The 25,236-nt window shown below is 67.2% G+C and carries 22 protein-coding genes and 2 pseudogenes; 21 read left to right on the top strand and 3 right to left on the bottom strand.

Annotated elements, in window-relative coordinates; translation table 11 throughout:
* The first annotated feature begins 372 nt into the window (after positions 1–372).
* The 13 genes and pseudogenes from rpsP to ACZ4AA_RS27625 form a co-directional block, all read left to right on the top strand.
* Complete coding sequence (gene rpsP, locus ACZ4AA_RS27685; protein ID WP_355769591.1) at positions 373–792, top strand: 30S ribosomal protein S16; 420 nt, start codon at positions 373–375, stop codon at positions 790–792.
* 2 nt (positions 793–794) lie between these two features.
* Complete coding sequence (locus ACZ4AA_RS27680; protein ID WP_005479813.1) at positions 795–1,034, top strand: RNA-binding protein; 240 nt, start codon at positions 795–797, stop codon at positions 1,032–1,034.
* Between the two features lie 180 nt (positions 1,035–1,214).
* On the top strand, positions 1,215–1,856 hold the full coding sequence (rimM, locus tag ACZ4AA_RS27675) for a ribosome maturation factor RimM (RefSeq protein ID WP_467608648.1): 642 nt from the start codon (positions 1,215–1,217) through the stop codon (positions 1,854–1,856).
* The gene (trmD, locus tag ACZ4AA_RS27670) at positions 1,856–2,677 is read left to right on the top strand and encodes a tRNA (guanosine(37)-N1)-methyltransferase TrmD (RefSeq protein ID WP_467608643.1); all 822 of its coding nucleotides are present in this window, start codon (positions 1,856–1,858) and stop codon (positions 2,675–2,677) included. The genes rimM and trmD overlap by 1 nt, the downstream gene beginning before the upstream one ends.
* 131 nt (positions 2,678–2,808) lie before the next feature.
* Positions 2,809–3,159: a 50S ribosomal protein L19 gene (rplS, locus tag ACZ4AA_RS27665; RefSeq protein ID WP_467608640.1), complete on the top strand. Its 351-nt coding sequence runs from the start codon at positions 2,809–2,811 to the stop codon at positions 3,157–3,159.
* A 79-nt stretch (positions 3,160–3,238) separates the two neighbouring features.
* Positions 3,239–3,955 (top strand): signal peptidase I, encoded by a 717-nt coding sequence (lepB, locus tag ACZ4AA_RS27660; protein WP_467608637.1) that lies wholly within the window; start codon positions 3,239–3,241, stop codon positions 3,953–3,955.
* Positions 3,948–5,036: pseudogene (lepB, locus tag ACZ4AA_RS27655) on the top strand (signal peptidase I); the annotation flags it as partial. The gene lepB (ACZ4AA_RS27660) and the pseudogene lepB (ACZ4AA_RS27655), both read left to right, overlap by 8 nt.
* The gene (lepB, locus tag ACZ4AA_RS27650) at positions 4,924–5,865 is read left to right on the top strand and encodes a signal peptidase I (protein ID WP_467608634.1); all 942 of its coding nucleotides are present in this window, start codon (positions 4,924–4,926) and stop codon (positions 5,863–5,865) included. The pseudogene lepB (ACZ4AA_RS27655) and the gene lepB (ACZ4AA_RS27650), both read left to right, overlap by 113 nt.
* A 157-nt stretch (positions 5,866–6,022) precedes the next feature.
* Positions 6,023–6,796, top strand: a complete 774-nt coding sequence (lepB, locus tag ACZ4AA_RS27645; RefSeq protein WP_467608629.1) for a signal peptidase I — start codon at positions 6,023–6,025, stop codon at positions 6,794–6,796.
* Entirely contained in the window at positions 6,786–7,304 is a 519-nt protein-coding gene (locus ACZ4AA_RS27640; RefSeq protein WP_467608625.1) for an NUDIX hydrolase, read from the top strand. The genes lepB (ACZ4AA_RS27645) and ACZ4AA_RS27640 overlap by 11 nt, the downstream gene beginning before the upstream one ends.
* A gap of 55 nt (positions 7,305–7,359) precedes the next feature.
* Complete coding sequence (locus ACZ4AA_RS27635; protein WP_003965949.1) at positions 7,360–7,668, top strand: DUF2469 domain-containing protein; 309 nt, start codon at positions 7,360–7,362, stop codon at positions 7,666–7,668.
* 122 nt (positions 7,669–7,790) lie between these two features.
* Complete coding sequence (locus ACZ4AA_RS27630; RefSeq protein WP_467608621.1) at positions 7,791–8,162, top strand: YraN family protein; 372 nt, start codon at positions 7,791–7,793, stop codon at positions 8,160–8,162.
* Positions 8,162–8,323 (top strand): annotated as a pseudogene (locus ACZ4AA_RS27625) (magnesium chelatase domain-containing protein); the annotation flags it as partial. The gene ACZ4AA_RS27630 and the pseudogene ACZ4AA_RS27625, both read left to right, overlap by 1 nt.
* Positions 8,324–8,875: 552 nt before the next feature.
* Here ACZ4AA_RS27625 and ACZ4AA_RS27620 read toward each other — a convergent pair.
* A complete protein-coding gene (locus ACZ4AA_RS27620; RefSeq protein WP_467608618.1) occupies positions 8,876–8,998 on the bottom strand; it encodes a hypothetical protein in 123 nt (40 codons plus the stop codon).
* Between the two features lie 196 nt (positions 8,999–9,194).
* On the opposite strand from ACZ4AA_RS27620, the gene ACZ4AA_RS27615 reads away from it, so the two are divergent.
* The 7 genes from ACZ4AA_RS27615 to ACZ4AA_RS27585 all read left to right on the top strand — a co-directional run bounded on the left by ACZ4AA_RS27615 (position 9,195) and on the right by ACZ4AA_RS27585 (position 20,520).
* The gene (locus tag ACZ4AA_RS27615) at positions 9,195–12,935 is read left to right on the top strand and encodes a hypothetical protein (RefSeq protein ID WP_467608615.1); all 3,741 of its coding nucleotides are present in this window, start codon (positions 9,195–9,197) and stop codon (positions 12,933–12,935) included.
* Positions 12,936–13,195: 260 nt separating this feature from the next.
* A complete protein-coding gene (locus tag ACZ4AA_RS27610; protein ID WP_389453902.1) occupies positions 13,196–14,419 on the top strand; it encodes an ABC-three component system protein in 1,224 nt (407 codons plus the stop codon).
* A complete protein-coding gene (locus tag ACZ4AA_RS27605) occupies positions 14,419–14,895 on the top strand; it encodes a three component ABC system middle component (protein ID WP_389453905.1) in 477 nt (158 codons plus the stop codon). Before ACZ4AA_RS27610 ends, ACZ4AA_RS27605 begins: the two co-directional genes overlap by 1 nt.
* On the top strand, positions 14,892–15,689 hold the full coding sequence (locus ACZ4AA_RS27600) for a hypothetical protein (protein ID WP_467608610.1): 798 nt from the start codon (positions 14,892–14,894) through the stop codon (positions 15,687–15,689). The genes ACZ4AA_RS27605 and ACZ4AA_RS27600 overlap by 4 nt, the downstream gene beginning before the upstream one ends.
* A 136-nt stretch (positions 15,690–15,825) precedes the next feature.
* Complete coding sequence (locus ACZ4AA_RS27595) at positions 15,826–16,845, top strand: DUF3732 domain-containing protein (protein WP_467608607.1); 1,020 nt, start codon at positions 15,826–15,828, stop codon at positions 16,843–16,845.
* An 85-nt stretch (positions 16,846–16,930) separates the two neighbouring features.
* Positions 16,931–18,865 carry an ATP-dependent nuclease gene (locus tag ACZ4AA_RS27590; RefSeq protein ID WP_467608604.1) on the top strand — a complete coding sequence of 645 codons (1,935 nt, stop codon included), beginning with the start codon at positions 16,931–16,933 and terminating at the stop codon, positions 18,863–18,865.
* Complete coding sequence (locus ACZ4AA_RS27585) at positions 18,862–20,520, top strand: UvrD-helicase domain-containing protein (RefSeq protein ID WP_467608599.1); 1,659 nt, start codon at positions 18,862–18,864, stop codon at positions 20,518–20,520. Before ACZ4AA_RS27590 ends, ACZ4AA_RS27585 begins: the two co-directional genes overlap by 4 nt.
* 32 nt (positions 20,521–20,552) lie before the next feature.
* Here the strand turns inward: ACZ4AA_RS27585 and ACZ4AA_RS27580 are convergent, their stop codons facing one another.
* Together ACZ4AA_RS27580 and ACZ4AA_RS27575 are read right to left on the bottom strand one after the other, a co-directional pair.
* Entirely contained in the window at positions 20,553–20,741 is a 189-nt protein-coding gene (locus ACZ4AA_RS27580) for a hypothetical protein (RefSeq protein WP_467608595.1), read from the bottom strand.
* Positions 20,742–21,967: 1,226 nt separating this feature from the next.
* The gene (locus ACZ4AA_RS27575) at positions 21,968–24,268 is read right to left on the bottom strand and encodes a CRISPR-associated endonuclease Cas3'' (RefSeq protein WP_467608590.1); all 2,301 of its coding nucleotides are present in this window, start codon (positions 24,266–24,268) and stop codon (positions 21,968–21,970) included.
* Positions 24,269–24,465: 197 nt separating this feature from the next.
* Here ACZ4AA_RS27575 and cas5c point away from each other — a divergent pair, with 197 nt between their 5' ends.
* Entirely contained in the window at positions 24,466–25,236 is a 771-nt protein-coding gene (gene cas5c / locus ACZ4AA_RS27570) for a type I-C CRISPR-associated protein Cas5c (protein WP_467608587.1), read from the top strand.

Genomic DNA, 25,236 nt, shown 5'->3' with positions numbered 1-25,236 from the left:
CCGGACGAGTCAGCGCGGCCCGTGAGCAGTCGTGCCTCCCTCCACGCCCTCGGGCGTGTGGGGGAATTCAGGAGGCACGAGTGCGCGCGGGCGGCACCGCTCCGACGCCCCCGCGGCCGGTCCACACCGTCGCGCGGCCGGCGGGCACCCGGACACCGGGTGCCCGTCGGCCGCGCGCTCGTCCCGGCGTGAGCCCGAGCACCCCCGGTCCGGACGGACCGCGGGATGTGGCAGAATGGCTAGCTGTACTCGACAGCCGCATAGGACCCCTCTCTCCTCCGGCTGACGCGTCCATCGGGCACTCGGGTACCGCAACCCCACGCGGCCATCTCTGCGTGCCCAACCCCGTCAAGACCAGGAGACACCACTTCCGTGGCAGTCAAGATCAAGCTGAAGCGTCTGGGCAAGATCCGTTCGCCTCACTACCGCATCGTCGTCGCCGACTCCCGTACCCGCCGTGACGGCAGGGCCATCGAGGAGATCGGTCTGTACCACCCGGTGCAGAACCCTTCGCGCATCGAGGTCGACTCGGACCGCGCGCAGTACTGGCTGGGTGTCGGCGCGCAGCCGACCGAGCCCGTGCTCGCCATCCTGAAGCTGACCGGTGACTGGCAGAAGTTCAAGGGCCTGCCGGCCCCGGCTCCGCTGCTCGTCGCCGAGCCGAAGGCCGCGCGCCCGCTGTTCGACGCCCTCGGTGGCGACGACACGGGCAAGGGTGAGGCCATCACCCAGAAGAAGAAGGCTGAGAAGAAGGACGAGGCTGCGGCCGAGTCCGAGTCGACCGAGGCCTGAGCATGCTCGAGGAGGCTCTCGAGCACCTCGTGAAGGGCATCGTCGACAACCCCGACGACGTGCAGGTCGCCTCGCGTGACCTGCGCCGTGGGCGCGTTCTCGAGGTCCGGGTCCACCCGGACGACCTCGGCAAGGTGATCGGCCGCAACGGCCGCACCGCGCGCGCTCTGCGTACCGTCGTGGGCGCCATCGGCGGCCGCGGTGTCCGCGTCGACCTCGTCGATGTGGACCACGTCCGCTGATGTAACAGGCAGCACCGGCTCGGGCCGGGGAGGGCTTACGAGCCGTCCCCGGCCCGCAGTCGTCTGTACGGCGGCCCGTGGCCGTCCGTACGGCCGGAGTCGTCCGCCCCGCGGGCCGACCGGGCCCTCGTATCCGCATCCGAAGCATTGCCGTCGGTACACGACAGGAGATCAAGCACAGTGCAGCTGGTAGTCGCTCGCGTCGGCCGCGCCCACGGCATCAAGGGCGAGGTCACCGTGGAGGTCCGCACCGACGAGCCGGAGCTGCGGCTCGGCCCCGGTGCCGTCCTGTTCACCGATCCGGCCTCCACCGGACCGCTGACCATCGAGACCGGCCGCGTCCACAGCGGCCGTCTCCTGCTGCGCTTCGCGGGCGTGCGGGACCGCAACGCCGCCGAGGCGCTGCGCAACACCCTGCTGATCGCCGAGGTGGACCCGGAGGAGACGCCGGAGGACCCGGACGAGTACTACGACCACCAGCTGATGGACCTGGACGTGGTCACCGTCGAAGGCGCCGAGGTCGGACGCATCACGGAGATCTCGCACCTGCCCTCGCAGGACCTGTTCGTGGTGGAGCGCCCGGACGGGACCGAGGTGCTGATCCCGTTCGTGGAGGAGATCGTCGTCGAGATCGACCTGGAGGAGCAGCGGGCCGTCATCGACCCGCCGCCCGGGCTGATCGACGACCTGGCCGAGATCGCCTCCACCAGGGACGAGGAGGCCGGGCCCGACGAGGGCGGCTCGGAAGCCTCCTGTTCCGCCGAAGCCGAGGCCGAGGCCGAAGGCGGTTCAGGCGAGGGCGCCACGGGGGCCGACGCCTGATGCGGCTCGACGTGGTCACGATCTTCCCCGAGTACCTGGAGCCCCTGAACGTCTCGCTGGTCGGCAAGGCCCGCGCGCGCGGACAGCTGGACGTGCACGTTCACGACCTCAGGGACTGGACGTACGACCGTCACAACACGGTCGACGACACGCCCTACGGCGGCGGCCCCGGCATGGTCATGAAGACCGAGCCCTGGGGCGATGCCCTCGACTCCGCACTGGCCGACGGATACGAGACGGGCGCCCACGGCCCCGCCCTCGTGGTCCCCACCCCGAGCGGACTCCCCTTCACCCAGCAGCTCGCCGTCGAGCTCTCCGAGCGCCCCTGGCTGGTCTTCACGCCCGCGCGCTACGAGGGCATCGACCGCCGTGTCATCGACGAGTACGCCACGAGGATGCCCGTCTACGAGGTGTCCATCGGCGACTACGTCCTGGCCGGCGGCGAGGCGGCCGTCCTGGTCGTCACCGAGGCCGTGGCCAGGCTGCTCCCGGGCGTCCTCGGCAACGCCGAGTCCCACCGGGACGACTCCTTCGCCCCCGGGGCCATGGCCAACCTCCTGGAGGGCCCGGTGTACACCAAGCCCCCGCAATGGCGTGGCCGTGAGATCCCCGACGTGCTGGTCAGCGGGCACCACGGGAAGATCGCCCGCTGGCGCCGGGACGAGGCGCTGCGCCGTACGGCGGCGAACCGGCCCGACCTCATCGAACGCTGCGAGGCCTCCTCCTTCGACAAGAAGGACCGCGAGATGCTCTCGATCCTGGGCTGGAGCCCGGCCCCCGACGGTCGATTTTGGCGCAGGCCTCAGCCCGTGGAAGAATAGGCCGCTGCTCTACGTCGTCCGGCGTGCGCCCCTGCCACGGGGGGACACGACGCCCGTCCCGACGAGACAGCATCACCTTCGAACCTCTCTCCCGCTGATGACCTGTGGCATCGGCGAAGAAAGCAGACAAAATGTCCCACGTGCTCGACATCGTCGACGGCGCCTCGCTGCGCACCGACATCCCGGCCTTCCGCCCGGGTGACACCGTCAACGTCCACGTCCGCGTCATCGAGGGCAACCGCTCCCGTGTGCAGCAGTTCAAGGGCGTAGTCATCCGCCGCCAGGGCGCCGGTGTCCGTGAGACCTTCTCGGTCCGCAAGGTCTCGTTCTCCGTCGGCGTCGAGCGCACCTTCCCGGTGCACACCCCGATCGTCGAGAAGATCGAGGTCGTCACCCGTGGTGACGTGCGCCGCGCCAAGCTGTACTACCTTCGTGAGCTCCGCGGCAAGGCCGCGAAGATCAAGGAGAAGCGCGACCGCTGAGCTTGTCCGCCGCGGTGACCCGTCGGCGGCCGAGCCGGTAAGAAGGTGTCTCAGACGGGCCGGATAGCATCTGGCCCCGATGGACACCGAAGCACAGCCCGTGGAGCGCGACCGCTCCTCCCGCCCTTCCGCTTCCGAGGAGATCTCGGACACAGCGGGGCCGGAGGAGCGGTCGCGTTCTGCGTTCGCCGACAAGGTCGCCGGGTGGCTTCCCGGGGGCCGGATCACCTTGACCGTGCTGATCTGTCTGGGATTTCTGCTGCTGGTCAGCCGCTTCGTGATGCAGCCCTTCGAAATTCCCAGCGGCTCCATGGAGTCCGGATTGAGGATCGGGGACCGCGTTCTCGTAAACAAGTTGGCGTACCGTTTCGGTTCCGAGCCGCAGCGGGGCGATGTCGTCGTCTTCGACGGCACCGGTTATTTCGGGAACGCGGACTACGTCAAACGCGTCGTCGGGGTAGGGGGAGACCACGTGGTCTGCTGCGACAAGGAGGGGAGACTCGAGGTGAACGGCCGACCGGTCGACGAGTCGACATTTCTCTATCGAGGCGACAGCCCGTCAGAGGTGCCCTTCGACATCGTCGTCCCCGAGGGGTCCCTGTTCCTTCTGGGGGATCACCGCAGCCGCTCCCGCGACTCCCGTGACCATCTGGGCTCGCCCGGCGGTGGCATGGTCCCCGTCGGCGACGTCATCGGCCGGGCCGACTGGATCGCCTGGCCCGTGGGTCACTGGACCCGTCTGACACGTCCCGGCGCCTACGCGGGCGTGCCGGCCGCCGGAGGTGCCCGTGGGTAACCGTGGACGGGCGCGCGGGGTCTCCGCCGCTGCCGCCGACAACCTGCTGCCCACCGGGGCCCGGCGTGCCGCCGGCGGCGCCGCACGGCCGAGCCGGGTCGAGCGCCGCAAGCTCGCGCGCAAGATCAAGCGGCGCAGACGCCGGTCGGCGGTCAAGGAGATCCCTCTCCTCGTCGGCGTGGCCGTGCTGATAGCCCTGGTCCTCAAGACGTTCCTCGTCCAGGCCTTCGTGATCCCGTCGGGCTCCATGGAGAACACGATCCAGATCGGCGACCGCGTCCTCGTCGACAAGTTCACCCCCTGGTTCGGCTCCCAGCCCAAGCGCGGTGACGTCGTGGTCTTCAAGGACCCCGGCGGCTGGCTCACCGCCGAGGACAGCCACAAGAAGAACGACCCCGTGGTCGTCAAGCAGTTCAAGGAGGGGCTCACCTTCATCGGACTGCTGCCGTCCGACAACGAGAAGGACCTGATCAAGCGGGTCGTCGGGCTCGGTGGGGACACGGTCAAGTGCTGCGACGCACAGGGCCGGGTGACGGTGAACGGCACTCCCTTGACCGAGCCGTACATCTACGCCGGTGACAAACCGTCGGAGTTCGCCTTCGAGGTGAAGGTGCCCGCGGGCCGCCTGTTCGTGCTGGGAGACCACCGGGGCAACTCCGCGGACTCCCGGTACCACCGCAGCGACAAGTTCAGCGGTACCGTCTCCGAGAAGTCGGTGGTGGGCCGCGCGATGGTCATCGGCTGGCCCATCGGCCACTGGACCCGGCTCCAGGAGCCGAACACGTTCTCGACCGTGGCCGACGCGCCTGGAGGGTCGGCTTCCGCTCCAGCTCTGTCGCATAGGGTGGCCTCTGCGGATCCTGATGGATTGATCCCGCTCCCGAGCCCTGCGGAACTCCCGCTCGTTATGGGAGTGGTGGGCCTGCGCCGAATACGGCGCGGGCGGCGGCACGGAGTGAGGAGTGGATGTGGGGGATGTGGCGGTCGGCGCGCGTTCTGGGCACGAAGGTCCCGAAGGGCAGCCGGAGCGGCCCGAGGATGCGACTGCCCCGGCCGTAGAACCCGACGGGGACTCCGGGAGCGGCTCCGAGGACGGTGACGTCTCGACCGGACGTTCCGGGCGGGACCCGAAGTCCACCAAGCAGCGCTCCTTCTGGAAGGAGCTGCCGATCCTGATCGGCATCGCTCTGGTCCTCGCGCTGATCATCAAGACCTTCCTGGTGCAGGCGTTCTCGATCCCCTCGGACTCGATGCAGAACACCCTCCAGCAGGGTGACCGCGTCCTGGTCGACAAGCTCACTCCGTGGTTCGGCTCCGAGCCGCAGCGGGGTGAGGTCGTGGTCTTCCACGACCCGGACAACTGGCTGGCGGGCGAGCCCACGGCTAACCCGAACGCCCTTCAGACCGTCCTCAGCTGGATCGGCCTGATGCCGTCCGCCGAGGAGAAGGACCTGATCAAGCGGGTCATCGGCGTCGGTGGTGACACCATCGAGTGCAAGGGCACCGGCCCGCTGAAGGTCAACGGCAAGGCACTGAACGAGTCGTCGTACGTGTACGCCGGGAACACCCCGTGCAGCCAGGACGAGGACGGCGGCCAGTTCACGGTCAAGGTCCCCAAGGGCATGATCTGGGTGATGGGCGACCACCGCCAGAACTCGCGGGACTCGCGCTACAACCAGACGGACAAGCACCACGGCATGGTGCCGGTGAACGACGTCGTCGGCCGCGCCATCGTCAAGGCCTGGCCCATCAACCGCTGGGGCGCCCTCCCCGTGCCGGACACCTTCGACCAGCCCGGTCTGAGCGACCAGGCGGCCGCGGCGGTCACCTCGCCGGGCTCCGTGGCCCTGCTGGGCGCGGCGCCGCTGGTGCTGGTGCGCCGCAGGCGCAAGGCGTCCAAGAACGACTGAGACACCGCTCGGCCTTCGGGGCCGGTCCCTCCGGACAGGTCCGGGGCGGCCGGCCCCTTTCGTCTCCCGTACGGGCCGCTCGGATCCGGCCCGCTCGGGCGATCGTGATCGAGAGGGGGCTGACCCCGGACCGTACCCCCGGGTAAGGTGCGGCCCCATGGGTGGCGAGAGCGCAACACGTACGGCCCCGCGCAGCGGCGGCACAGGCAAGGTCCCGGTGGGGAGCAGGACCGGACAGCGGCTGTCCGGGCTCGCCGTCGCGCTGGGTCTGGTGCTGTTCCTCGGCGGTTTCGCCTGGGCGGCGGTCGTCTACCGGCCGTACACCGTCCCCACGAGTTCGATGGCACCGACGATCAAGATCGGCGACCGGGTGCTGGCGCAGCGCGTCGACGGCGGCGAGGTCCGCCGCGGTGACGTCGTCGTCTTCGACGACAAGACCTGGGTCACGGGCTCGTCCGTGGTCAAGCGTGTGGTCGCCGTCGGCGGGGACACGGTCTCCTGCTGCACCGACGGCAAGCTGACCGTCAACGGCAAACAGATCGACGAATCGTATCTGCCCGAGGGAAGCCTCGCCGAGCTCACGGGCTTCCCCACCGTGAAGGTCCCCGCGGGGCGGCTGTTCCTCCTGGGTGACGAGCGGCGGGGCTCCCTGGACTCCACCGCGCACCTGACGGACGCGGCCCGTGGCACCGTGGCGCGCGACGCCGTGCGGGCTCGGGTCGACGCCATCGCCTGGCCGATGAACGGCATGCTCGCCCGCCCCGACGGGTTCAAGACGCTCGGCGCCCTGTCCCAGCCGGGACCGCTTGTCACGATGATCGCCCTGGTGATCGCCGGCGCCGTCCTCGTGCTGGGCGGAGCGGCGTACGGACCCGTCGCCAAGCTGGCCGGGCGCTCCCGCGCCCGCGAGGAGTCCGCCGGTGCCCGCTGAGGCGCCCGCGTCCGACGAGGGCCCCGGCGGGCTGCGCAGGGTCGCCCGGGTCGTGCTGCTCGATCCGCAGGACCGCGTCCTGCTGCTGCACGGCCACGAGCCGGACGATCCGAGCGACGACTGGTGGTTCACTCCGGGCGGCGGTGTGGAGGGCGACGAGACCCGGGAGCAGGCGGCCCTGCGCGAGCTCGTCGAGGAGACCGGTGTCACCGAGGTCGAACTGGGCCCCGTGCTGTGGCGGCGGATCTGCTCGTTCCCGTTCGCGGGCAGGCGCTGGGACCAGGACGAGTGGTACTTCCTGGCCCGTACGACCCAGACGGCCATCGCCGCCACGGGGCTGACGGACCTGGAGCGGCGCAGCGTCGCCGGAGCGCGCTGGTGGACGTGCCGGGAACTGACCGAGGCACATGAGACGGTGTATCCGACCAAGCTCGCCGGGCTGCTGCGCAGGGTGCTCGACGAGGGTCCCCCGGCCACGCCCGAGGTCCTCGACACGGAAATCGTCTAGGGGCTCCCGGTGCTGGCGCACAATAGGGGAACGCACGGCTGAAGGGGAACATGCCATGAGCGCCGAGGACCTCGAGAAGTACGAGACCGAGATGGAGCTGAAGCTCTATCGGGAGTACCGCGACGTCGTCGGTCTGTTCAAATATGTGATCGAGACCGAGCGGCGCTTCTATCTCACCAACGACTACGAGATGCAGGTGCACTCGGTCCAGGGTGAGGTGTTTTTCGAGGTGTCGATGGCGGATGCCTGGGTGTGGGACATGTACCGGCCCGCCCGCTTCGTGAAACAGGTGCGCGTCCTGACGTTCAAGGACGTGAATATCGAGGAGTTGAACAAGAGCGATCTGGAGCTGCCGGGCGGCTGAGCACCGGAATCACGGTGGTGACTCGTTCGGGTGACTGGGTTTTCCCCAGTCACCCGCTCGTCCACCAAGATCCAACAGCTGGATGAAACGGCGTCAGTGTCGGTGCCGGAGGTGGTGCCGACATGAAGACATCCGAGGCACGCAACGCACTGGGCGCCTACGGCGAGGAACTGGCCGCGCGCAGGCTGACCGGGACGGGCATGACGGTCCTGGCCCGCAACTGGCGTGGCGGCAGGACCGGCGAGATCGACATCGTGGCCCGGGACGGCGACGCGCTGGTCGTCTGCGAGGTCAAGACTCGCAGGGCGGGGGCGTTCCAGCATCCGATGGAGGCCGTCACACCGGTCAAGGCCCGCCGGTTGCGCGGTCTGGCCGAACGCTGGCTCCAGGAACACGGCGGAGCCCCACCGGGCGGCGTCCGCATCGACCTGGTCGGCGTCCTGATCCCCGAACGCGGCGCACCCGTGGTCGAGCACGCGCGGGGGGTGGCCTGATGGGATTCGCGCGTACGTGTTCGGTGGCCCTGGTGGGTGTGGAGGGCGTCGTCGTCGAGGTCCAGGCCGACCTGGAGCCGGGCATCGCCGCCTTCACCCTGGTCGGGCTCCCCGACAAGAGCCTGACGGAGAGCCGGGACCGGGTCAGGGCGGCGGTCGTCTTCCCTGTCAAGTCAGTGTGTTCAGGCTGAGCCCTCGCCTCTCAGTGCCTCTGGAGGAGGCCGCTGCAGCCTGGTCTGTCCGTGCAGGTGAAGCCAGCGGGCTCCCTGCGGGTGCTGATCGACCCGTTAGGGCCTGCCGATCAATAACACGCGGACCTACGCCTCAGTAGCGCCGACTTTGGCAGTTGCTCGATGTTGTGGCACCGCAGGTCATCCACTCGTAGCAGATGCCGCCGGCGCAGAACCGGAATCGGCGTGTTATTGATCGGCAGGCCCCTAAGGCCCGGCTCGATATTCCTCCCGGACACTTCGGTGCCCGGTCTAGGGCCGGTCGAGCAGGTGGCTTCGTCTTCAGCCGTTCGAGACGTTGTGAATACTCGGCCTGGGGCAGGGACGACGACTTGGCCGCCGCTGTCCTGGTCGACTGATCCTCCGAGGCATAGTGACATCCCCGGCCCCCGCACCACGTATCGGCGAGTGAGAACGTGGTCGACTTGCTCATCCCGGATACGCCTGGGCCGGGGGCGGGGCCCAGGCGCAACCTTGGTTCATCTACTGGTGCTGGGCCCACCAAACGATGCCCGCCACGAGTGCTGAGCCCAGTGCCCAGCATGCGCCGCGGACCAGGCTGAAGAGCGCGGCACGGCCCAGTTTGCGGGCGATGGGCGTGGTCATTTTCACGTGTTCCTCTCCTCGGTGGTCGCCGGCCGGTGGGGCCGGACATGGATGACCGTGCCGCGTGGGGGTGGTGGCTGTCCGAAAGGGCGGGCAAGGCGGGCGAACTGGCTCTACGCTCCTGGCCATCGGCGTGCCCGCCGGACCCCGACGCGGGCAGCGGAGGGCAGGCGGGCACATGGGGAAGGTGGCGTGGGTGGAGGAGTCGTCCAAGGCCCGTGAGCTGTACGACGCGCTGCGGGCCCTGGAGGTCAAGGCCCGAGCCGGGTACGGCAGGAAAGCCGGGCACGCATATTCGCGTAGGGCTCTCGCCAAGTCGGTCGACGGCCGGGACTCGTCGCTCGACCGGCGCCTGGCCGTGTGGCTGCACGACGACTGGACCAAGGCGAAGCGCCCGAAACCGAGCAGCAGCGAGAAGTTGATCGCCGTCGTCCGGCAGTGGAGCACGTGGGCGGATGAGCGGTTTGACGAGGGCTGGTGGCGCACGCTCCTGGATCAAGCCCAGCCTCCCCGCTCGCCTCTCCCGTCCGCGAGGGCGCGAGAGCGGGGGGACGAGAGCTACGCCGCGTGGATCGAGCAGCACATCCTGTCGGCGCAGCTGGTGGACAGGGAGGCCGAGCTTCAGGAACTGGCCGCGTTCTGTTCCGGACCAGATCTCCCAGGTGGGTCCGCGTACAGGTGGTGGCAGGCGCGTCCCTGGGCGGGCAAGTCTGCCTTGGTCGCTGACTTCGCGCTCCGGCACCGGCCGGACACCGTGGAGGTCGTGTCCTGTTTCATTACGGATCGCCTGGGCCGCAACGACCAGTCGGTGTTCCTCGAGACGGTGATGCGGCAGCTGGCGCTGATCGCCCAGCGGGAGGTCGGAGCAGCGGGAAGCCGTCCCGAGGACTTGCCCGGACTGTGCCGGGCCGCGGCGGAGGCGTGCCAGAACCGGGGGCGGCGCCTGGTGCTGATCGTGGACGGCCTGGACGAGGACAAGGGAGCCGCGTCCGGCGGGCCGAGCATTGCCGCCCTGCTACCGAGGGTCCCGCCGGCCGGGATGCGGGTGGTGGTCACGAGCCGGCCCAGTCCGCGCGTTCCGGACGACGTTCCAGACGACCACCCTCTCCGTGCCCGGGACGTCATCCGCACGCTCGCCCCGTGGTCTCACGCCACGGGCATCAGCGTCCTGGCACGGAATGAGCTACGGCGGCTGCTGGACGACGAGGAAGTCGGGGTCCCGCTGCTCGGATTGCTGGTGGCGGCCCGCGGTGGTCTGACGGCCGCCGACCTGGCCCGTCTCGTCGGGGTACGCCCGCACCGGGTGGACCGGCTTCTGCGGGGGATTACCGGCCGCAGCTTCGTACCGGGAAGCCACGGCCAGGTCCTGGTGCCCGATTCTCACGCCACCCCGCACGTCCACGCGCTGGGCCACGAGGAGCTTCGTCAGGAAGCCCTGATCGCCTTGGGCGATGTGACCGGGTTCGAGAGGCAGCTGCACGAGTGGGCGGATGGCTATCGCGACCAGGAGTGGCCCTCGGACACCCCGTCCTACCTGCTCTACGACTACCCGCACATGCTGCACAGCGCCGGCGATCTGAAGCGGCTGACCGACATCGCCCTCGACCCACATCGTCAACGGGCCCTGATGGAGCGCGCCTCACTGGACACCGCCTTCACCCACATCGAGCTGACCGCCCAGCTGGTGCGCCGTCAATGCCCCGAGGACTTGGTGGAGTTGACGGCGCTCGCGGCATCCTCGGCCGTCCTCGCCGAGCGGGCCAGAGCCCTGCCAGCCGGAGTCCCGTTGACGTTCGCCCGGCTGGGACATGCTCGGCGAGCCATGGATCTAGCCCTCGTCGCCCTTTTCCCGGCAGAGAAGGCTGTCCGTCTGGCGAGGGTGGCCCGTGTGCTGGTCGGAGTCGGCGACTGGCTCGCTACTGAGGCGGCGTCGGAGGCCGCACAATGGGCTGAGCGGGCTCGTCGGGAAAGCGCTCCGCCGAGCGGGGATGAGCAGGAGGCGAAGGAGGCAACGGGGGAGGCGGCCGTGGCCCTGATGGCCGTCGGCGAGCTGCGCCGGGGCCGCGAACTGCTCGGCCAGCTCGGGGCATCGGCGAATGCCGGTGACGAGGCGGGGGCCACCGTGGTGGCCCGCGCCGCCTTCGCCGCCCGTTCCCAGGACCCTGCGGTGGCCGAGGAGTTGCTCGACCAGTCCGAGCGGTATGCCGAGGAGCTGGTCGCCGGCTCTCCGGCCGATCCGAGCGCGCCGGTCGCGGCGTGGGCCGCCGTCGCCGCGGCCGCTGAGGGCCCGCGAGCCAACCGGATGTACGAGCGGATCATTCAGTACGCCCGAGCGTTCCCGTCCCGGCTCACCGCCTGCGCCGTCGACGCCTCCGCGGCCTCGGCCCTGGCGACCGTCCGTCCGGAACAGGCGAACATACTGGCTGACCGGGCGGCGGGTCGCCTTGAGGCCGCGCTGGGCGATCCCGAAGGTCTGTCGGACGAGGACGGAGGCGACCTGACCATGCTCCTCAGCCCCATGCTGACCACCGTCGTGCGAGCCCTGGTGGACACCGGGTCAGTGGACCGTGCACGCGGCCTCGTCGCGTGCGTGCCGGAGAAGAGGCACACCGGGCTGATGGGCATGGACACGCTCGCCGGGGCACGCGCCGTACTCGCCGATGACGTCGACGAGCCGGCCCAGGATCCGTCGGCGCAGACGCTGGCGGAGCAGGCCTACCGCCTAGCGGACCGCGGCGAGCGGGACGCGGCGAGCCGGCGGCTGTCCAAGGCACTGGAGGCACTCGGTTCTCCCCAAGGGGGAGGCCCCCGGCGCCTCTTGCCACGGGAGACCTGGCTCAGCTCGTTGTGCGCGGCGCTGTCGGCCATCGGCCAGCATGGGGACGGCGCGCAGTTGGCTCGGAGTCTGCGGGATCCGGTCGAGCAGGTGCAGGCGCTCGCTGCGGTGGCTGTATCGGCGTCGCGGGCCGGGCATGTCGAGGATGCTCGACGCCTGGCGTACGAGGCCGCTGACCGAACCCGGACGCTGGAGGGCGCCGGCAATTTCTCCTTCTTCGACGGCGCTCCGGGCCGGGAGGTGGCCGACGCGAAGGGCTCCGCCGCGCAGGCCCTGGCCCACGTCGGCGAACGTGAGCGTGCCCTTGCCCTTGCCGAGGAAACAGGCCCGTCGAAACACGACAGAAGACATCGCACGCTCGTCGCCATCGCAGCCGGTCTGCGGTCCTACGACCCAGCCACCGCCGTGGACCTCATCGACCGCCAACGAGAACGTCTCCTCACCGCGGACTCCTCACGCGGTTGGAGGGGACGTATCGCTGACCTCACTGAGCTCTTCGCCGCCATCGACGATGCCGACGAAGGATGCGCTGACCGCCTTCACCAGGCCGCCGAACACGTGGCGCATCAGCTCAGAGGGTCGGGTACCTGGCTGGAGACGGAGGACCTTCTCACGGTGCTCCTCCTGCACGCCCGAGAAGAACGCGACGACGCCCGCAGCACGCTGACGTCGTGGGAGCGGAAGTCGACCAGCAGCGCCCCGTGGGGGCTGCCGACCGGGGCCATCGCCATCGCCCATGCGGCACTCGGCAACCTTGACGCCGCACGCCTGCGCGCACGCTGCCACAACGTCCCGTACGACCGTGCCGAAGCATTCGCGGCCGTGGCTGGCTACCTAGCCGGGACGCCGGCAGGCCTCCGCACCGTCTCGGCATCCACCAGCACCGCCTTCACCGAGACGTTCCGGACGTTTGCTCTGATACAAGTCCCGCCCGACACGACGGAAACGACGCAGAAAGCCCGGTTGTTCACGGCCAGTGCCCTCGCGGGTGACGGCTGGCACTGCGCCCTGCCCGTTCTGGCTTGCCTCGCCCCGGCCGCGGTAGAACGCGCGAGGGACATCGTCTTCACTCACCGCCGTCTTTCGCTGCCGAACGGTTGACCCGCGTGCCCACCTGCATAGGTGACACACGGTCACATTGCATTCGACCTTGCTATCGATCAGATGTAGAGAATCCGGGACAAGTGTGTTCAGGTTGGCTCCCCGCATCTGGTAGCCCGAGGAGAGGCCAACGTGCGGGGGCGCCTAGGAGGGTGAAGTGGTCCCCTTCGCCTTAATCCGCTGCTCCTCTCTGCACATCGCTATGTGCGGCGGTCACCTCCGTGGAATGATCGCTGGGTCGGCCTGGGGGAGAGTGGACGATGACAGACACGGGTGAGCAGTACGAGGCGTCGGCATCGGCACTCGGGTACCTTTTTCAGTTCGCGAAGGCGCTGCACATCTGTATCGAGCAGTGGATGAGCGGCGGCATGGACTGGGACGTTGCGGTCGAAGCAGCTGACGACATTGAAATCCAACGGGGCCCGGATAGAAGCCTGATCCAGCTCAAGCAGCGCGCCGAGGGCGTTCGCATGACCGATCTGTCCGAGGACCTCTGGAAGACGTTGCGCATCTGGGCGGAGGCCGCCAAGTCCAGCCGGATCGCGCTCACTGAGACGAAACTGTTCCTGCTGACGACAGCTGAGCTCCCTGAGGGCAGCGCAGCCTTCTGCCTGCAGCCTCGAAGCAGCCAGCATCGCGATGAAGACCGCGCTCTGCACTTGCTCCGCGAGGCCCGTAAGGCGTCGAAGGCGAAGAAGGGGTCCCTTCCCAAGTGCTTTGAGGCCTTCGATGATCTAGACCTGGGGGATAGGCCGCTGCAGCAGTCCTTGATCTCCCGGATCGAAGTCCTTGGAGGCACTCAGGACATCACCGAGGTCCGAGACGCGTTGAAGGGCCTCGCCGCCTTCGCGGTCGGCCACGATGCGGCGAAGGCCTTCCTTGCCAGGCTGGAAGGCTGGTTCTACGACCGCGTGATCGAGCAGATGCAGACGACAGGAGGCAGTCCGGTCACCGGCATCGAATTCGATGAGCGGCTCTCCGACCTGCAGCGACAGTTCCGCTACGACAACCTGCCGATCGACTCCGACATCTCCGACATGACTTCTGACGCCTCCCACTCAGCCGACAGGAAGTTTGTCCGCCAGCTCGCGCTGATCGGTGTCGGAGATGAACGGATCGGTCTCGCGGTGAGGGACTACGTCCGTGCCTTCACCCAGCGGTCCCGCTGGTCCGCCGAGAATTTGCTGCGTGCGGGCGAGCTTGGCAAGTACGAGCGCAGGCTCGTTGAGGAATGGCAGTCGCGTTTCGCCGAGATGGCGGAGGACCTCGGGTTCGAGGCTTCCGAGGAGGAGAAGAAGAAGGAAGCCAGGCTGATCTACCGCTGGGTCGATCGAGAGGCCCGCTTCCCAATTCGCGCAGATTGTGACGAAATCTTCGTCACCAAAGGCTCGTATCACATGCTCGCCGACGAACTGAAAGTCGGATGGCACCCGGACTTCTCCGCGCGCCTCATGGAGCTCCTTGAGCCGACCGGGGCCCGCTGATGCAGCTGAGTCGTGAGGAACGGGCCCTATACAACCCTGCATTCACCGGGGTCTTGTGCATCCGCGCTGTTCAGGGCTACGACAAGGAGTACGCCGCCGCATGCCCGCTTCCCGTAGCTGTGACAGCCAGCGTCATGGCTTTGCAGCCTGCCATCCGGGCAGCGCTGCCAGCAACGACTGGCACTGGGCTGATGGGGTGGCTCGAAGCGAACGAGCATGTGCGCGTTGAGATGTCCCGCAACGCCGCGCTCCTCGCCGACGTGGTCAGGCCAGGTCTTCTGTTCGCCCTTCAGTCCCGCGTCTTGCACTGCACGGCCGCCGGCCTCACCCCCGTGCCCCGCGCGCTGGCCAAGACCCCTAGTGGTGGCACACCACAGACCGTAGACATCCAACGGGCAGCCCTCATGCTCGGACGCTGGCTTCCCAGCACCGGCAGTCTTGGCACCGTCCTGACCCTCTTCGGAGTCAAGCCGTGACCTTTCAGATCAAAGCGGTCACCATCTACGGCAAGCAGCCCGGCCAGGTGCACACCGTGCCCTTCGAGCCAGGCAGTCTCAACATCGTCACCGGCGACTCCCGCCGCGGGAAGAGCGCCCTGTTGACGATCATCGACTACTGCCTCGCCAGCGCCGGCTATCCAGTGAAGTCCGGCAAAGTCCGTGAGTACGTCAGCACGTTCGCGATCACCCTTGTCAAGCCTGGAGAACAGCTCTTCGTCGCCCGCCGGGCCCCGGAAGCCAAGGGAAGCGTCAGCACCGTCCTCTGCATCCTCTCGCAGACGCCCGGCTCGCCGCCGCCGCCTCTGAACGAGCTTCGCTTCGTCACACCGAGGGACGTCGCCAAGGGCCTACTGAGCGACTTCTGCGGCATCGACCGCAACATCCGCGTCCCCGCCGTCGGCCGCGCAACACTCATCGCACCCTCCGTCCGGCATGCACTGTTTTTCTGCTTCCAGGCCCAGAACGAGATCGCCAACGAAGATGTGCTCTTCCACTCGCAAGGCGAAGAGTGGAGGCCGAACACCATCCGGGGCGTCATCCCCTACTTCCTTGGCGCGACAGACCGTGAGCAAGCACTTCTCCGCAGTCGGCTACGCCTCGCCCGCCGGGATTTGTCCGACCACGAAGCCAAGCTGGCCACCGCGAGTAACCTCGCCCCTGCCGCCGGGCAGGCACAGGCCCTGCTCACCGAGGCCATCGAAGCCCGTCTCGTGGACCCTCCCCCCGGCCACGAGACGACCGCCGAAGGCATCCTGCGCCTCCTGGCGTGAGGCACTCCTCCAAAGGGGCCCACAGCCGGGTCCAGACAGGACCGACGACCCTCTCACCGAGCTGCGCGCCCACCGTGCCGAGCTGCGCGGTCGGGCCAGCAGAGCACGGGTCCGGATCGCCGACCTCAAGGCCGCCTTGGCGGAGAACAGTGACTTCACCGACCAAGCCAACGAACAGCGCGCGCGGCTGGCCACCCTTGGCCTGCTGAAGCGCGATCCAGAGGCATCCGCTGCTGAACAGTGCCCGGTCTGCGACAGCCCGGTCAGATCCGCCCATGCCACCGTCATGGCGTTGACCGCCGACCTACTCCACCTCCAAGGCGACCTGCACGCCATCCGCAGCGACACGCCCGCCATCGAACGGATGATCAGCCACGAAGAGGGCCACCTTCAGGAACTCCGCTCGGAACTCGCCCGCAATCAGGAAGAGATCAACGAGGTCACCGCAGCGTCCCGGATCCTCGACCAAGAGCCCGACGACGTTCGACGTGCTGCCATAGTGCAAGGCCGTATCAGCCTTTACCTAGACACGGCGGCCCAACTCGCTGTCGGCCCTAGGCTGGAAGATCGAACTGAAGAGCTTCGGACACGGATTGCCGAGTTGGAGACGCTTCTCAGCGAAGATGTTCAAGGTGACCGCCTGACCAGCTTCCTGTCACTGATCAACGTGGAGATCAGGAAGAAGGCCCTCGAACTCGCTCTGGAACACTCCAGCTCGCCTATTCGCCTCGATGTCAACCGCCTCACCGTGGTGGCCGACACCGTAGAGGGGCCGGTGCCCCTGAGGGATATGGGCAGCGGCGACAACCATCTCGGGTACCACGTGGCCACGCTCCTCAGCCTGCACGAGTGGTTCGCCGAGAACGCTAGCCCCGTGCCAGGCGTGCTCATTCTCGACCAACCTTCGCAGGTGTACTTCCCACCCGATCACGTTGGCGAAGAAGTGCTTGAGAGTGATGACCGGGTCCTGCTTCTGAACATCTTCAACGCCATCCACCGGACGCTCCGCAGGCTCGACGGGAAGCTGCAGGTCATCGTTATGGAGCACGCAGACCTTGAAGATCCGGCCTTCAGTGACTACGTCGTGCATCGGTGGCGTCGGCGCGATGGACAAGCACTCGTACCCGCCGCGTGGATCCCGTCCGAGGCTGACTGACGAGGCCGGCGCCTCAGGCCGCCAGCCCTCATCAAGTGGTCGCTTTTGCGTAAAATTACATGCATGAATTAACGGGGCGGAGCCGATGAAGATTACGACGTTGCGGCTGAGTAATTTTCAGTCCTTTGGTCCGGAACCGACGGGAATTGATCTTGATGACCTGACGTATGTCCTCGGTCCCAACGGCTCAGGTAAAACCACTGTTCTTGAGGCATTGTCGCGGCTATTCAGCCCGCTGGAGACTCAGCGTAAGATCCGACATGAGGATTTCCATGTGCCAGCCGGTCAATCCGCAGGCGATTTGCAAGCCGGGGATCCGACGTTGTGGCTGGAGGTGGATGTCGAGTTCCCGGAAGCAGGGGCCGACGGGGATCATGCATCGGTTCCACCGAATTTCTCGCATATGGCAATCGCTACCGTCGACGGGGTTCCGCGAACCCGTGTCCGATTGACTGCGTCGCTGGCGTCGGACGGTGTCATCGACGAGAAGATCGAGTACGTGCTGGAGTCGGATGATTCGGGTGAGCCGACTCGCCGATCAGACATGTCACGGTATGACCGTGGGCACATTGAGGTGCACTACCTTCCGGCTCGTCGGGACCCCGCCGACCATGTCTCGTACACGACGGCATCGCTCATCGGGCGGGTCCTGCGAGCCACTGACTGGACTGCCGAGCGCGAGACGCTGAGCAGCCTTACTGCTCAAATCACCTCATCGCTGGGCGAGAACGCCACGGTAGCGAGCATCGGTGTTCGACTAGCCGACGAGTGGCACGGGCTGCACCGCGGCGCGTACTTCAGGGAGCCGTCGATCGCTTTCGGGCGAGGCGAACTAGAGAGTGTATTGCGCCTGCTCACTGTGACCTTCTCGCCCACGCCCAACGGGTCACCACTTCCTTACGAGCGGCTGAGTGACGGACAGAAATCCTTGCTGTACATCTCGCTCGTGCTTGCCTGGCAGTCCCTCGCCCGGCGCGTTCTCAACGGCGAGGAGCCCTCCATCGACGCCGACCGCTTGCGCCCACCTGTGCACACCGTCATCGCGCTTGAGGAGCCCGAGAACAGCCTCGCGCCGCAGTACCTCGGTCGAATCATCCGCCAACTACGGGGTGCCTGCGCACACGGAGACATGCAGGTCCTCATCGCCACGCATGCGGCCACCCTCCTGCGTCGCGTCGATCCCCGCACAGTCTGCTTCCTCAGGTTGAACGCTGCCCGGGAAACGACGATCCACCGCATTATCCTGCCCGAGGAGCAGGTGGCAGCCGCTAAGTACGTACGGGAGGCAGTGGAGGCCTACCCCGAGCTGTACTTCTCCCGGCTGGTCGTGCTCGGTGAAGGCGACAGCGAACAAGTGGTCTTGCCCCGCGTCCTAGCGGCCTTCGGGCTCACGGAGGACGACGCATCCGTTTCGGTGGTCCCCCTGGGCGGTCGGCACGTGAATCACTTCTGGCGCCTTCTCAACGAACTGCAGATCCCGCACGTGACGCTACTTGACCTCGACGCTGGCCGCTACCAGGCCGGCTGGGGGCGGGTGCGCTACGCGCTGAAACAGATCAACGCAGTTCGCCCGGAGACCTACACAGACGAGCAGATCGACAAACTCCCCAAGTGGAATGATGACTGCGATTTCCCAACCCTGGTAGACCCTCGCTTCAACGGGCGCAGCCCTGTTGAGGCGCTGGAGGAGCAAGGGGTCTTCTTCTCTCACCCGGTCGACCTCGACCTGATGTTGATGGCGGCTTACCCCGACGCCTACGGCGTCAGTCCTGCCGAGCCGGACGAAACCACCATCGTGGCTGTACTCGGTAAGAGCCACACGAACGAAGGCCGCCTCCCTGCGGACGTCAGCGCGCTCTTCGCTGACTACCACAGCATTTTCGATCTCGGAAGCAAGCCCGCTGCCCACCTGACCGCTCTCGCATACCTGAATGACCAGCAGTTGCTGAAGAACCTCCCCGACGTGCTCGTTCGGCTGGTCGAGCTGGTGCGCACGAAACTAGCGGAGCTGCCGGAATGATCCGCCCTAACCAGTGGCACCCCGTCGACGGTCTGGTCCTCGAACCCAACGCGTTGTCGGCCGTCACCACGTCGGACAGGAACGTGGTTGTCTCCGCGGGACCAGGAGCCGGGAAGACGGAGCTTCTCGCCCAACGGGCGGACTTTCTATTGCGCACTGGACAGTGCCCATACCCGCGCAGGATCCTGGCGGTTTCTTTCAAGGTCGACGCCGCCCGCAACTTGCGAGAGCGAGTTCGCCGTCGCTCTGGCACGCGGCTCGCAGCCAGGTTCGACAGCTTCACCTTTCATGCCTTCGCCAAGCGTTTGATCGACAATTACCGGCCCGCACTGACCGGATACAACGCGCTCAAACCGGACTACCGGATCGATCCTGCCAACCGGATCCAGGGCGAGCAGATCACCTTCAACGACCTCGTCCCCCTGGCGTTGCAGATCATCGAGACCAACACCTACGCCCGAGGAGGCATCCGTCAGACGTACAGCCACGTCTTCCTCGACGAGTTTCAAGACTGCACCGGCCAGCAGTACCGACTGATCAAGGCGGCGTTCGGCCAGAGCACGGCCGTCCTGACCGCAGTCGGCGACACCAAGCAGCGAATCATGGCCTGGGCCGGCGCACTGGATGGAGTGCTACAAACCTTCGCCGACGACTTTTCGGCCCAACCACTGCCGCTTTATCAGAACTTCCGCTCCGCCCCCCGACTGCGGCGGATGCAGAACCGAATGATCGCTCAGATGGACTCTGGAGCGGTCAGCCCCGACGAGGAGCTGACCGGAGATGAGGGCGTCATCGAAGTGCTGTCCTTCGAAACCGGCCAGGACGAGGCGCAAGCCGTCGCGCAGCTCGTTGACAGCTGGCTCCACGAAGGGACGGCACCAAGCGAGATCGCCATCCTCGTACGCCAGCAGCCGCACCTGGTCGCGGCCGTCCTCGGCCGTGGACTCGCAGATCGCGGCATCCCCTTCCGTAACGAGCAAGACAGCCAGGACCTCACCGCGGAACCAGCAGCTGCGCTCGTGTTCAACTTTATTCGCGTGATCGCCGGCGGCAGGCAACCCGACGCGTACGCCGAACTCATGAGGATCACTAACCCATCGAGCATGTCCGACGACGAGGCATCTCGCTTCGACGGCCAGTTGAAGCGGATGATCAGCGAGGCCCGAGCGGTCGTACGTGACCCTACGTTTAAGGCGGCAGAGCCCGCGGCGTGGAGGACCCTTGTCTGCGAGTTCCTACAGCTGGTGTCGCGGCCAACGCTGGCCGCGTTGTCAACCGGGTACCAGCAGGGCACCCGGCTTGACGATCTGATCGAGCAGGCGCTTGATGCATTCGACCGGGAGCTTGCCGTTGACGGAGATGCCGTCCAAGCCCTCCGGCGCCTTTCGGAGATGGACGCCATCCGGTTCTTGACCATCCACAAGTGCAAGGGCCTGGAGTTCGAGAAGGTCGTTGTGCTCGGGGTCGAAGAGCAGCTCTTCTGGGGCCATGCCACTGCAGCGATATCTGAGTTCTTCGTTGCGATTTCCCGCGCTAAGCAACATCTGGTCTTGACTCATGTCAGGCACCGCGATAGGCCAGAAGGGCCCGTCAAATTCTGGAGCGAGTCGCGTACGCCTCACCATGGGTTCTTGGACTTCGCCTATGAAGGCTAAAGCCAGACCTTGTGCTCGTTGCGGTAGTGCGGCTAGGGCTGCCCGACCCGGCGCGCGGCAAGCAGGTGCTTCATCCCTGCAATCCACGAACGCGGCTGGACAAGCTCGATCATGTAGCGATCTAGTTCGGAGCGTCCCATCTGCAACGTCCAGCCCAGAGTCATCGTCAGGCCTCCGGGGAGGGGCACGGCACGGAGCTGCTCCTGGTAATGGATCTCCATGACGACGTCTCCCGGCTTGAGGTCGGCCTTCCCCGGCGGACGAACTTAATGAGCATCGAGGCCGGCGACCTGGAGCAGGTCGGCAACGGCTGGTCCGGAGGTCTCAATGGGCATCGCCGAGTAGTTACCGATCAACCGGGCGCAGGCCGCAAGACTCCGGCAGCATCGTATGAGGGAGCTGCCGCCCGCGTTTCGGCCTGTGGATAGCTTGGGGGCTTGCGTTAAGATCCGCAGTCGGCTGGACCGTGCCTGCTTCCAATCGGCTGCAGGCAGAGGCAGCGATCCTCGGTCGCCCCGAGAGGCGACCGCCAGACGGCCGGCTGGTACGCGCATGCGCATGTGCCGGAGTTGCGATCCTCGGTCGCCCCGCAGGACGACCGCCAGTCGGCCTGGCCCCGACCCGGTTCGCCGGAGGAGTGCAGTTGCGATCCTGGGCCGCCCTGACGAAGGCCGCCACCGCCGCCGGATGCGATGGACAGGATGTACACGTACTGGTTGCGATCCTCGATCGCCCCGGAGAGCGACCGCCACTACCGATCCGTTCTTCAGATGGGTGACCTTGTACCCGTTGCGATCCGCGGTCACCCCGGAGGGCGACCGCCACCATGCTGCCGAAGGACTACCTGACATTCTGGGCGGCGTTGCGATTCTCGGTCGCCCCGGAAGACGACCGCCACCACCGCCATGATCGTGTCCAGCCAGTGCTTCTTCCAGTTGCGATCCTCGGTGGCCCCGGAGGGCGACCGCCACCCGGTCCTCTACGGCACCCGGGAGACCGGCTGGACGTTGCGATCCTCGGTCGCCCCGGAGGGCGACCGCCACCCGGCGGCTGGAAACCCTGGTCGCCCTGCTGTCCACGTTGCGATACTCGGTCGCCCCGGAAGGTGACCGCCACGAGCCGGTCGACGACTCCGCCGCGGCCGGACGTGACGTTGCGATCCGCGGTCGCCCCGAAGAGCGACCGCCACCCGAGGCCTCGGCCGTGTTCTGCGCCCACTGGACTTTGTTGCGATCCTCGATCGCCCCAAGGGCGACCGCCACCGTGCCCTCAGTTTCAACTGACACAGTAAAAGGTGCTGCGATCTTCGGTTGCCTCGAAGGGCGACCGCCACTCCGGTGGGCCGTAGGGCCGGTCGGTGCGGAAGTGGTTGCGATCCTCGGGCGCTCCGGACGCCACTGTCCCGGAACACCGTATCTATCGGTGGTCCTTCAGTCGCTGCGTTTCGCTACACGGCGGGTTCGATTCCTCGTTGGGGATGGTAGGGGCCTGTCCACTCGTATAGGTCACCGGCGATTTCGACGGCGTGTCCAGCCTTGATCGCTGTCTCCAGTTCTCGTTGCGGGATGGATGCCATGTGGGCCTGGAGTGTGCGGTAGGTCTCGGGGGTTGGTATCCCGCTACGGAGTTGTTCGATGGCATTTTGGGCGGCTTGTCGGTCGTTCTCGTTGAGCTGAGAGCGGATGGCGACGACAGCAACGGAGTGCTCGTTGTCGATCATGCGCATCCTGCGGGCGGTTTCCGGGTAGTCCAGCTTTTCTCGCAGTGCCTCGATGGCTTCTCCGGTGGCTCCGTTGGGGTCTGTGGAGGAGCGTCCGGCCTGGAGTCGGTAGCGGTGCTGGTAGTAGGAGCGCAGTATGTCCAGATCGTCTGGGTCTGCGAGGCCCTTGCCGAAGCGGCGGGATGCTGCGGCGATGCCGCACCGGTTGTAGATCGCTTGTGGCTGGAGACCGTCTGTCGGTTCGAAGATGGTCATGATGCTGTCTTCGGTCGTGCGGTGGCCTTCACGGTTGATGCGCCCGGCGGCTTGCTGTTCGGACTCTGGCAGCGATCTGGCGCGGTATCCGCGCGGGAGGTCGAGGTCGACGCCGGCCTCGATCAGTGATGTCGACACCAGCAGCGTGTCCAGGCCGGCGTCAAGGCGTTGCTTTGCCGCTTGGATGGTTTCTCTGCGGTGGCCGCCGGTCATGCGGGTCGACAGGTGCAGGGTGCTGGGGTCCTCGTCGCGGTCGCCAAGCCAGACCTTGTGCACGTGGTTGGCGTCTTTCGTTCCGTTGACCACCATCAGAGCCTGGCTGTGCGTTGTGGCCTCTGCGGCGATGCTTTTGAGGGTCACCTCTGGTCCGGTGCGCCAGTCGTACCGGACCCGGCGGAGCCGCTGGAAAAGCGGTGCGGGGTTGGCGACGATGTCGCGCTGTGGCAGGCCGGTCTGCCAGGGGTTCAGTGCGGTGAGTTCCGGTTGTGTGGCCGAGGACAGGACCAGGGTTACCCCGTAGTGCTCGACGAGTTCCCGAAGTCCGGACAGGATCGGTGTCAGAAGGGTGTCGGGGAGTGCCTGGACCTCGTCCAGGACGATGACGGAGTTGGCGAGCTGGTGCAGTCGGCGGGTGGCTGACGGACTGTTGCCGAACAGGCTCTCGATCAGCCGGACCGTGGTGGTTACGATGAATGGGGCGTCCCAGTTCTCCGCTGCCAGTTTCGCCCACCGGTTAATGCGAGCACGCCTTTGGTCTTGGTAAACGTCTCCTGAGGTGCCCGAGGACCGTGGTGCGTGCCGGTCGGGCGCCTCGAAGTTCACGGCGGAGTGGTGTTCCAGCACCGTCCGCGGTCCGTGTTCTGGATCCAGCAGGTTCCGGTAGACAGCCGCATTCTGTTCCGTGATCGAAATGAACGGGACCGCGACGATCACGCGCCGCAGTCCGCGCAGCGCGGCATGTCGGAGTGCGAATCCTCCGCCGGTGAAGGTCTTGCCGGCGCCGGTCGGCAGGTGCAGCCGGTACACCCCCGGCTCGCCGGCCGCGGTTTCGATCGCCTCCTGATAGACGTCCTCGCGGAGCCCGTCCAGCCACGAGGGCTCCTTCCGGCGTCGGCGCTCGGCAAGGGCCTCCTGGCGGCGGGTCTCGTACCGTTCCCACAACTCCGGCATGCCCGCATCCGGCCGGGGAAGCGGGCCCGGTCTGAAGTGCGCGGCGGTGTCCAGCCGGTCGGCGTCGACCACAGCCGAGTAGGTCATGCGGACCAGCATCTCCACGCTGATCCTGTTGCACGGGTCGAGCCAGTCCGGGGCAGCCGGGCAGGTTCCGTCCAGGATCTCCGGCATGACTTCGGCGACCCGGCTGATCGCCTCGTTGACCTTTCCGGAGTCCCGCATCAGGCCCTTGAGCCGGACACGGAGTTCCGACCAGGCGGACAGGCCGGTGTGGTGTCCCTCGATGACGCCGGCGAACGGTGTCAGCACCGGATGCTGCCGTGCTACTTGAGCGAACAGGAACGCCCCGGCGTCATGGTGTGCGGGGCGGCGGACCTTCCGGCCGGTTGTGGCTTCTTCGATCAGGCCGTCCTGCCAGGCGCACGCGCCCTTGCCGGTGTCGTGGTCGCGTCCCAGCCGGTAGGCGAGTTCTCCGCCTCCCCATGGCTCGGCGAAATGCCGGGCCATCTCGCCGGTGCCTCGGGCGTGGTCTTCGTACCAGTGCCAGATGCCCCGACGGCCCGGTGAGTGGGCTACGAGCCTGCCTGCCGGGGCTGGCATACGTGCCGATATCTCATCAACTGCCTTTTTTACAACCATACTTGACTTACCATCACTTATGCGCTGAGATCCGGCTAGATGGCCGTAGTTCACTACCGGCCTGCGTACCGAAGGTCGTGGATCGGGGCAGTGCGACGACGCTAGCCGCCGGCACTGACAACGGGCCGAGTCAGCTAGGGCATAGAGGGGGAGGATGCATGATTTCGACACAAGCACGGCAGCGTGGAGAGAGGGCCGACCGGCCACTTCACGTTCAGGTGGAGGCCTGGGGTCCGCTGGCATGCTTCACGCGTCCGGAACTCAAGGTCGAGCGGGTCTCCTACCCGGTCATGACCCCGTCGGCGGCGAGGGGGCTGCTGGAGGCGATCCTGTGGAAGCCGGAGATCACCTACCGGATCGAGCGGATCGAGCTGCTCAAGCCGGTGCAGTGGACCAGCTTCCGGCGCAACGAGGTCAACAACTCGATCATCACCAAGAAGACCTTTGAGGACCTGCGCGCCAACAACGGCTACCGGTATGACGTCGCCGAGGACCGCGGGCAGCGCGTCACCGTCGCACTGCGCGACGTCGCCTACCGCGTCCACGCCACCATCAACGCCACCGACCGCTGCACCGCGCCGCTGCCGAAGTACCGCGACCAGTTCGACCGCCGCGTCAAGCGCGGTGCCTGCTTCGAGCAACCCCACTTCGGGTGCCGCGAGTTCGCAGCGTTCTTCGGCCCCCGCGGATCAGCGCAGGAAGCCGGTGCCGTCACCGCCGCCGACCAGGCCGGTATCCCCCCGATCGACGAGATCGGGCTGATGCTTCACCACATCGAGTACCTGCCGAACGGCAAGGAGCGCTACCACTGGTTCCGTGCCCGTCTTGAGCGCGGTGTTCTCCACGTGCCGGACCGCCCGCTCGCCCCCGCGCGGGTCGGCCAGATGCCCGGGGCCGAGGGCCGCGTTTCTGCCGAGGGGACGGCCTGA

The sequence above is a fragment of the Streptomyces sp. NPDC024698 genome (assembly GCF_055559015.1).
This window is presented reverse-complemented; position numbering and strand designations above follow the sequence as displayed.

Bases quoted from the DNA above. Each gene is read 5' to 3' on its own strand.
- trmD (WP_467608643.1), top strand. From the start codon at position 1,856: ATGCGGCTCGACGTGGTCACGATCTTCCCCGAGTACCTGGAGCCCCTG.
- ACZ4AA_RS27605 (WP_389453905.1), top strand. From the start codon at position 14,419: ATGCAGCTGAGTCGTGAGGAACGGGCCCTATACAACCCTGCATTCACC.
- ACZ4AA_RS27680 (WP_005479813.1), top strand. From the start codon at position 795: ATGCTCGAGGAGGCTCTCGAGCACCTCGTGAAGGGCATCGTCGACAAC.
- ACZ4AA_RS27635 (WP_003965949.1), top strand. From the start codon at position 7,360: ATGAGCGCCGAGGACCTCGAGAAGTACGAGACCGAGATGGAGCTGAAG.
- cas5c (WP_467608587.1), top strand. From the start codon at position 24,466: ATGATTTCGACACAAGCACGGCAGCGTGGAGAGAGGGCCGACCGGCCA.
- lepB (WP_467608629.1), top strand. From the start codon at position 6,023: ATGGGTGGCGAGAGCGCAACACGTACGGCCCCGCGCAGCGGCGGCACA.
- ACZ4AA_RS27590 (WP_467608604.1), top strand. From the start codon at position 16,931: ATGAAGATTACGACGTTGCGGCTGAGTAATTTTCAGTCCTTTGGTCCG.
- ACZ4AA_RS27610 (WP_389453902.1), top strand. From the start codon at position 13,196: ATGACAGACACGGGTGAGCAGTACGAGGCGTCGGCATCGGCACTCGGG.
- ACZ4AA_RS27630 (WP_467608621.1), top strand. From the start codon at position 7,791: ATGAAGACATCCGAGGCACGCAACGCACTGGGCGCCTACGGCGAGGAA.
- ACZ4AA_RS27580 (WP_467608595.1), bottom strand. From the start codon at position 20,741: ATGGAGATCCATTACCAGGAGCAGCTCCGTGCCGTGCCCCTCCCCGGA.
- ACZ4AA_RS27585 (WP_467608599.1), top strand. From the start codon at position 18,862: ATGATCCGCCCTAACCAGTGGCACCCCGTCGACGGTCTGGTCCTCGAA.
- rplS (WP_467608640.1), top strand. From the start codon at position 2,809: ATGTCCCACGTGCTCGACATCGTCGACGGCGCCTCGCTGCGCACCGAC.
- lepB (WP_467608637.1), top strand. From the start codon at position 3,239: ATGGACACCGAAGCACAGCCCGTGGAGCGCGACCGCTCCTCCCGCCCT.
- ACZ4AA_RS27575 (WP_467608590.1), bottom strand. From the start codon at position 24,268: ATGCCAGCCCCGGCAGGCAGGCTCGTAGCCCACTCACCGGGCCGTCGG.
- ACZ4AA_RS27620 (WP_467608618.1), bottom strand. From the start codon at position 8,998: ATGACCACGCCCATCGCCCGCAAACTGGGCCGTGCCGCGCTCTTCAGC.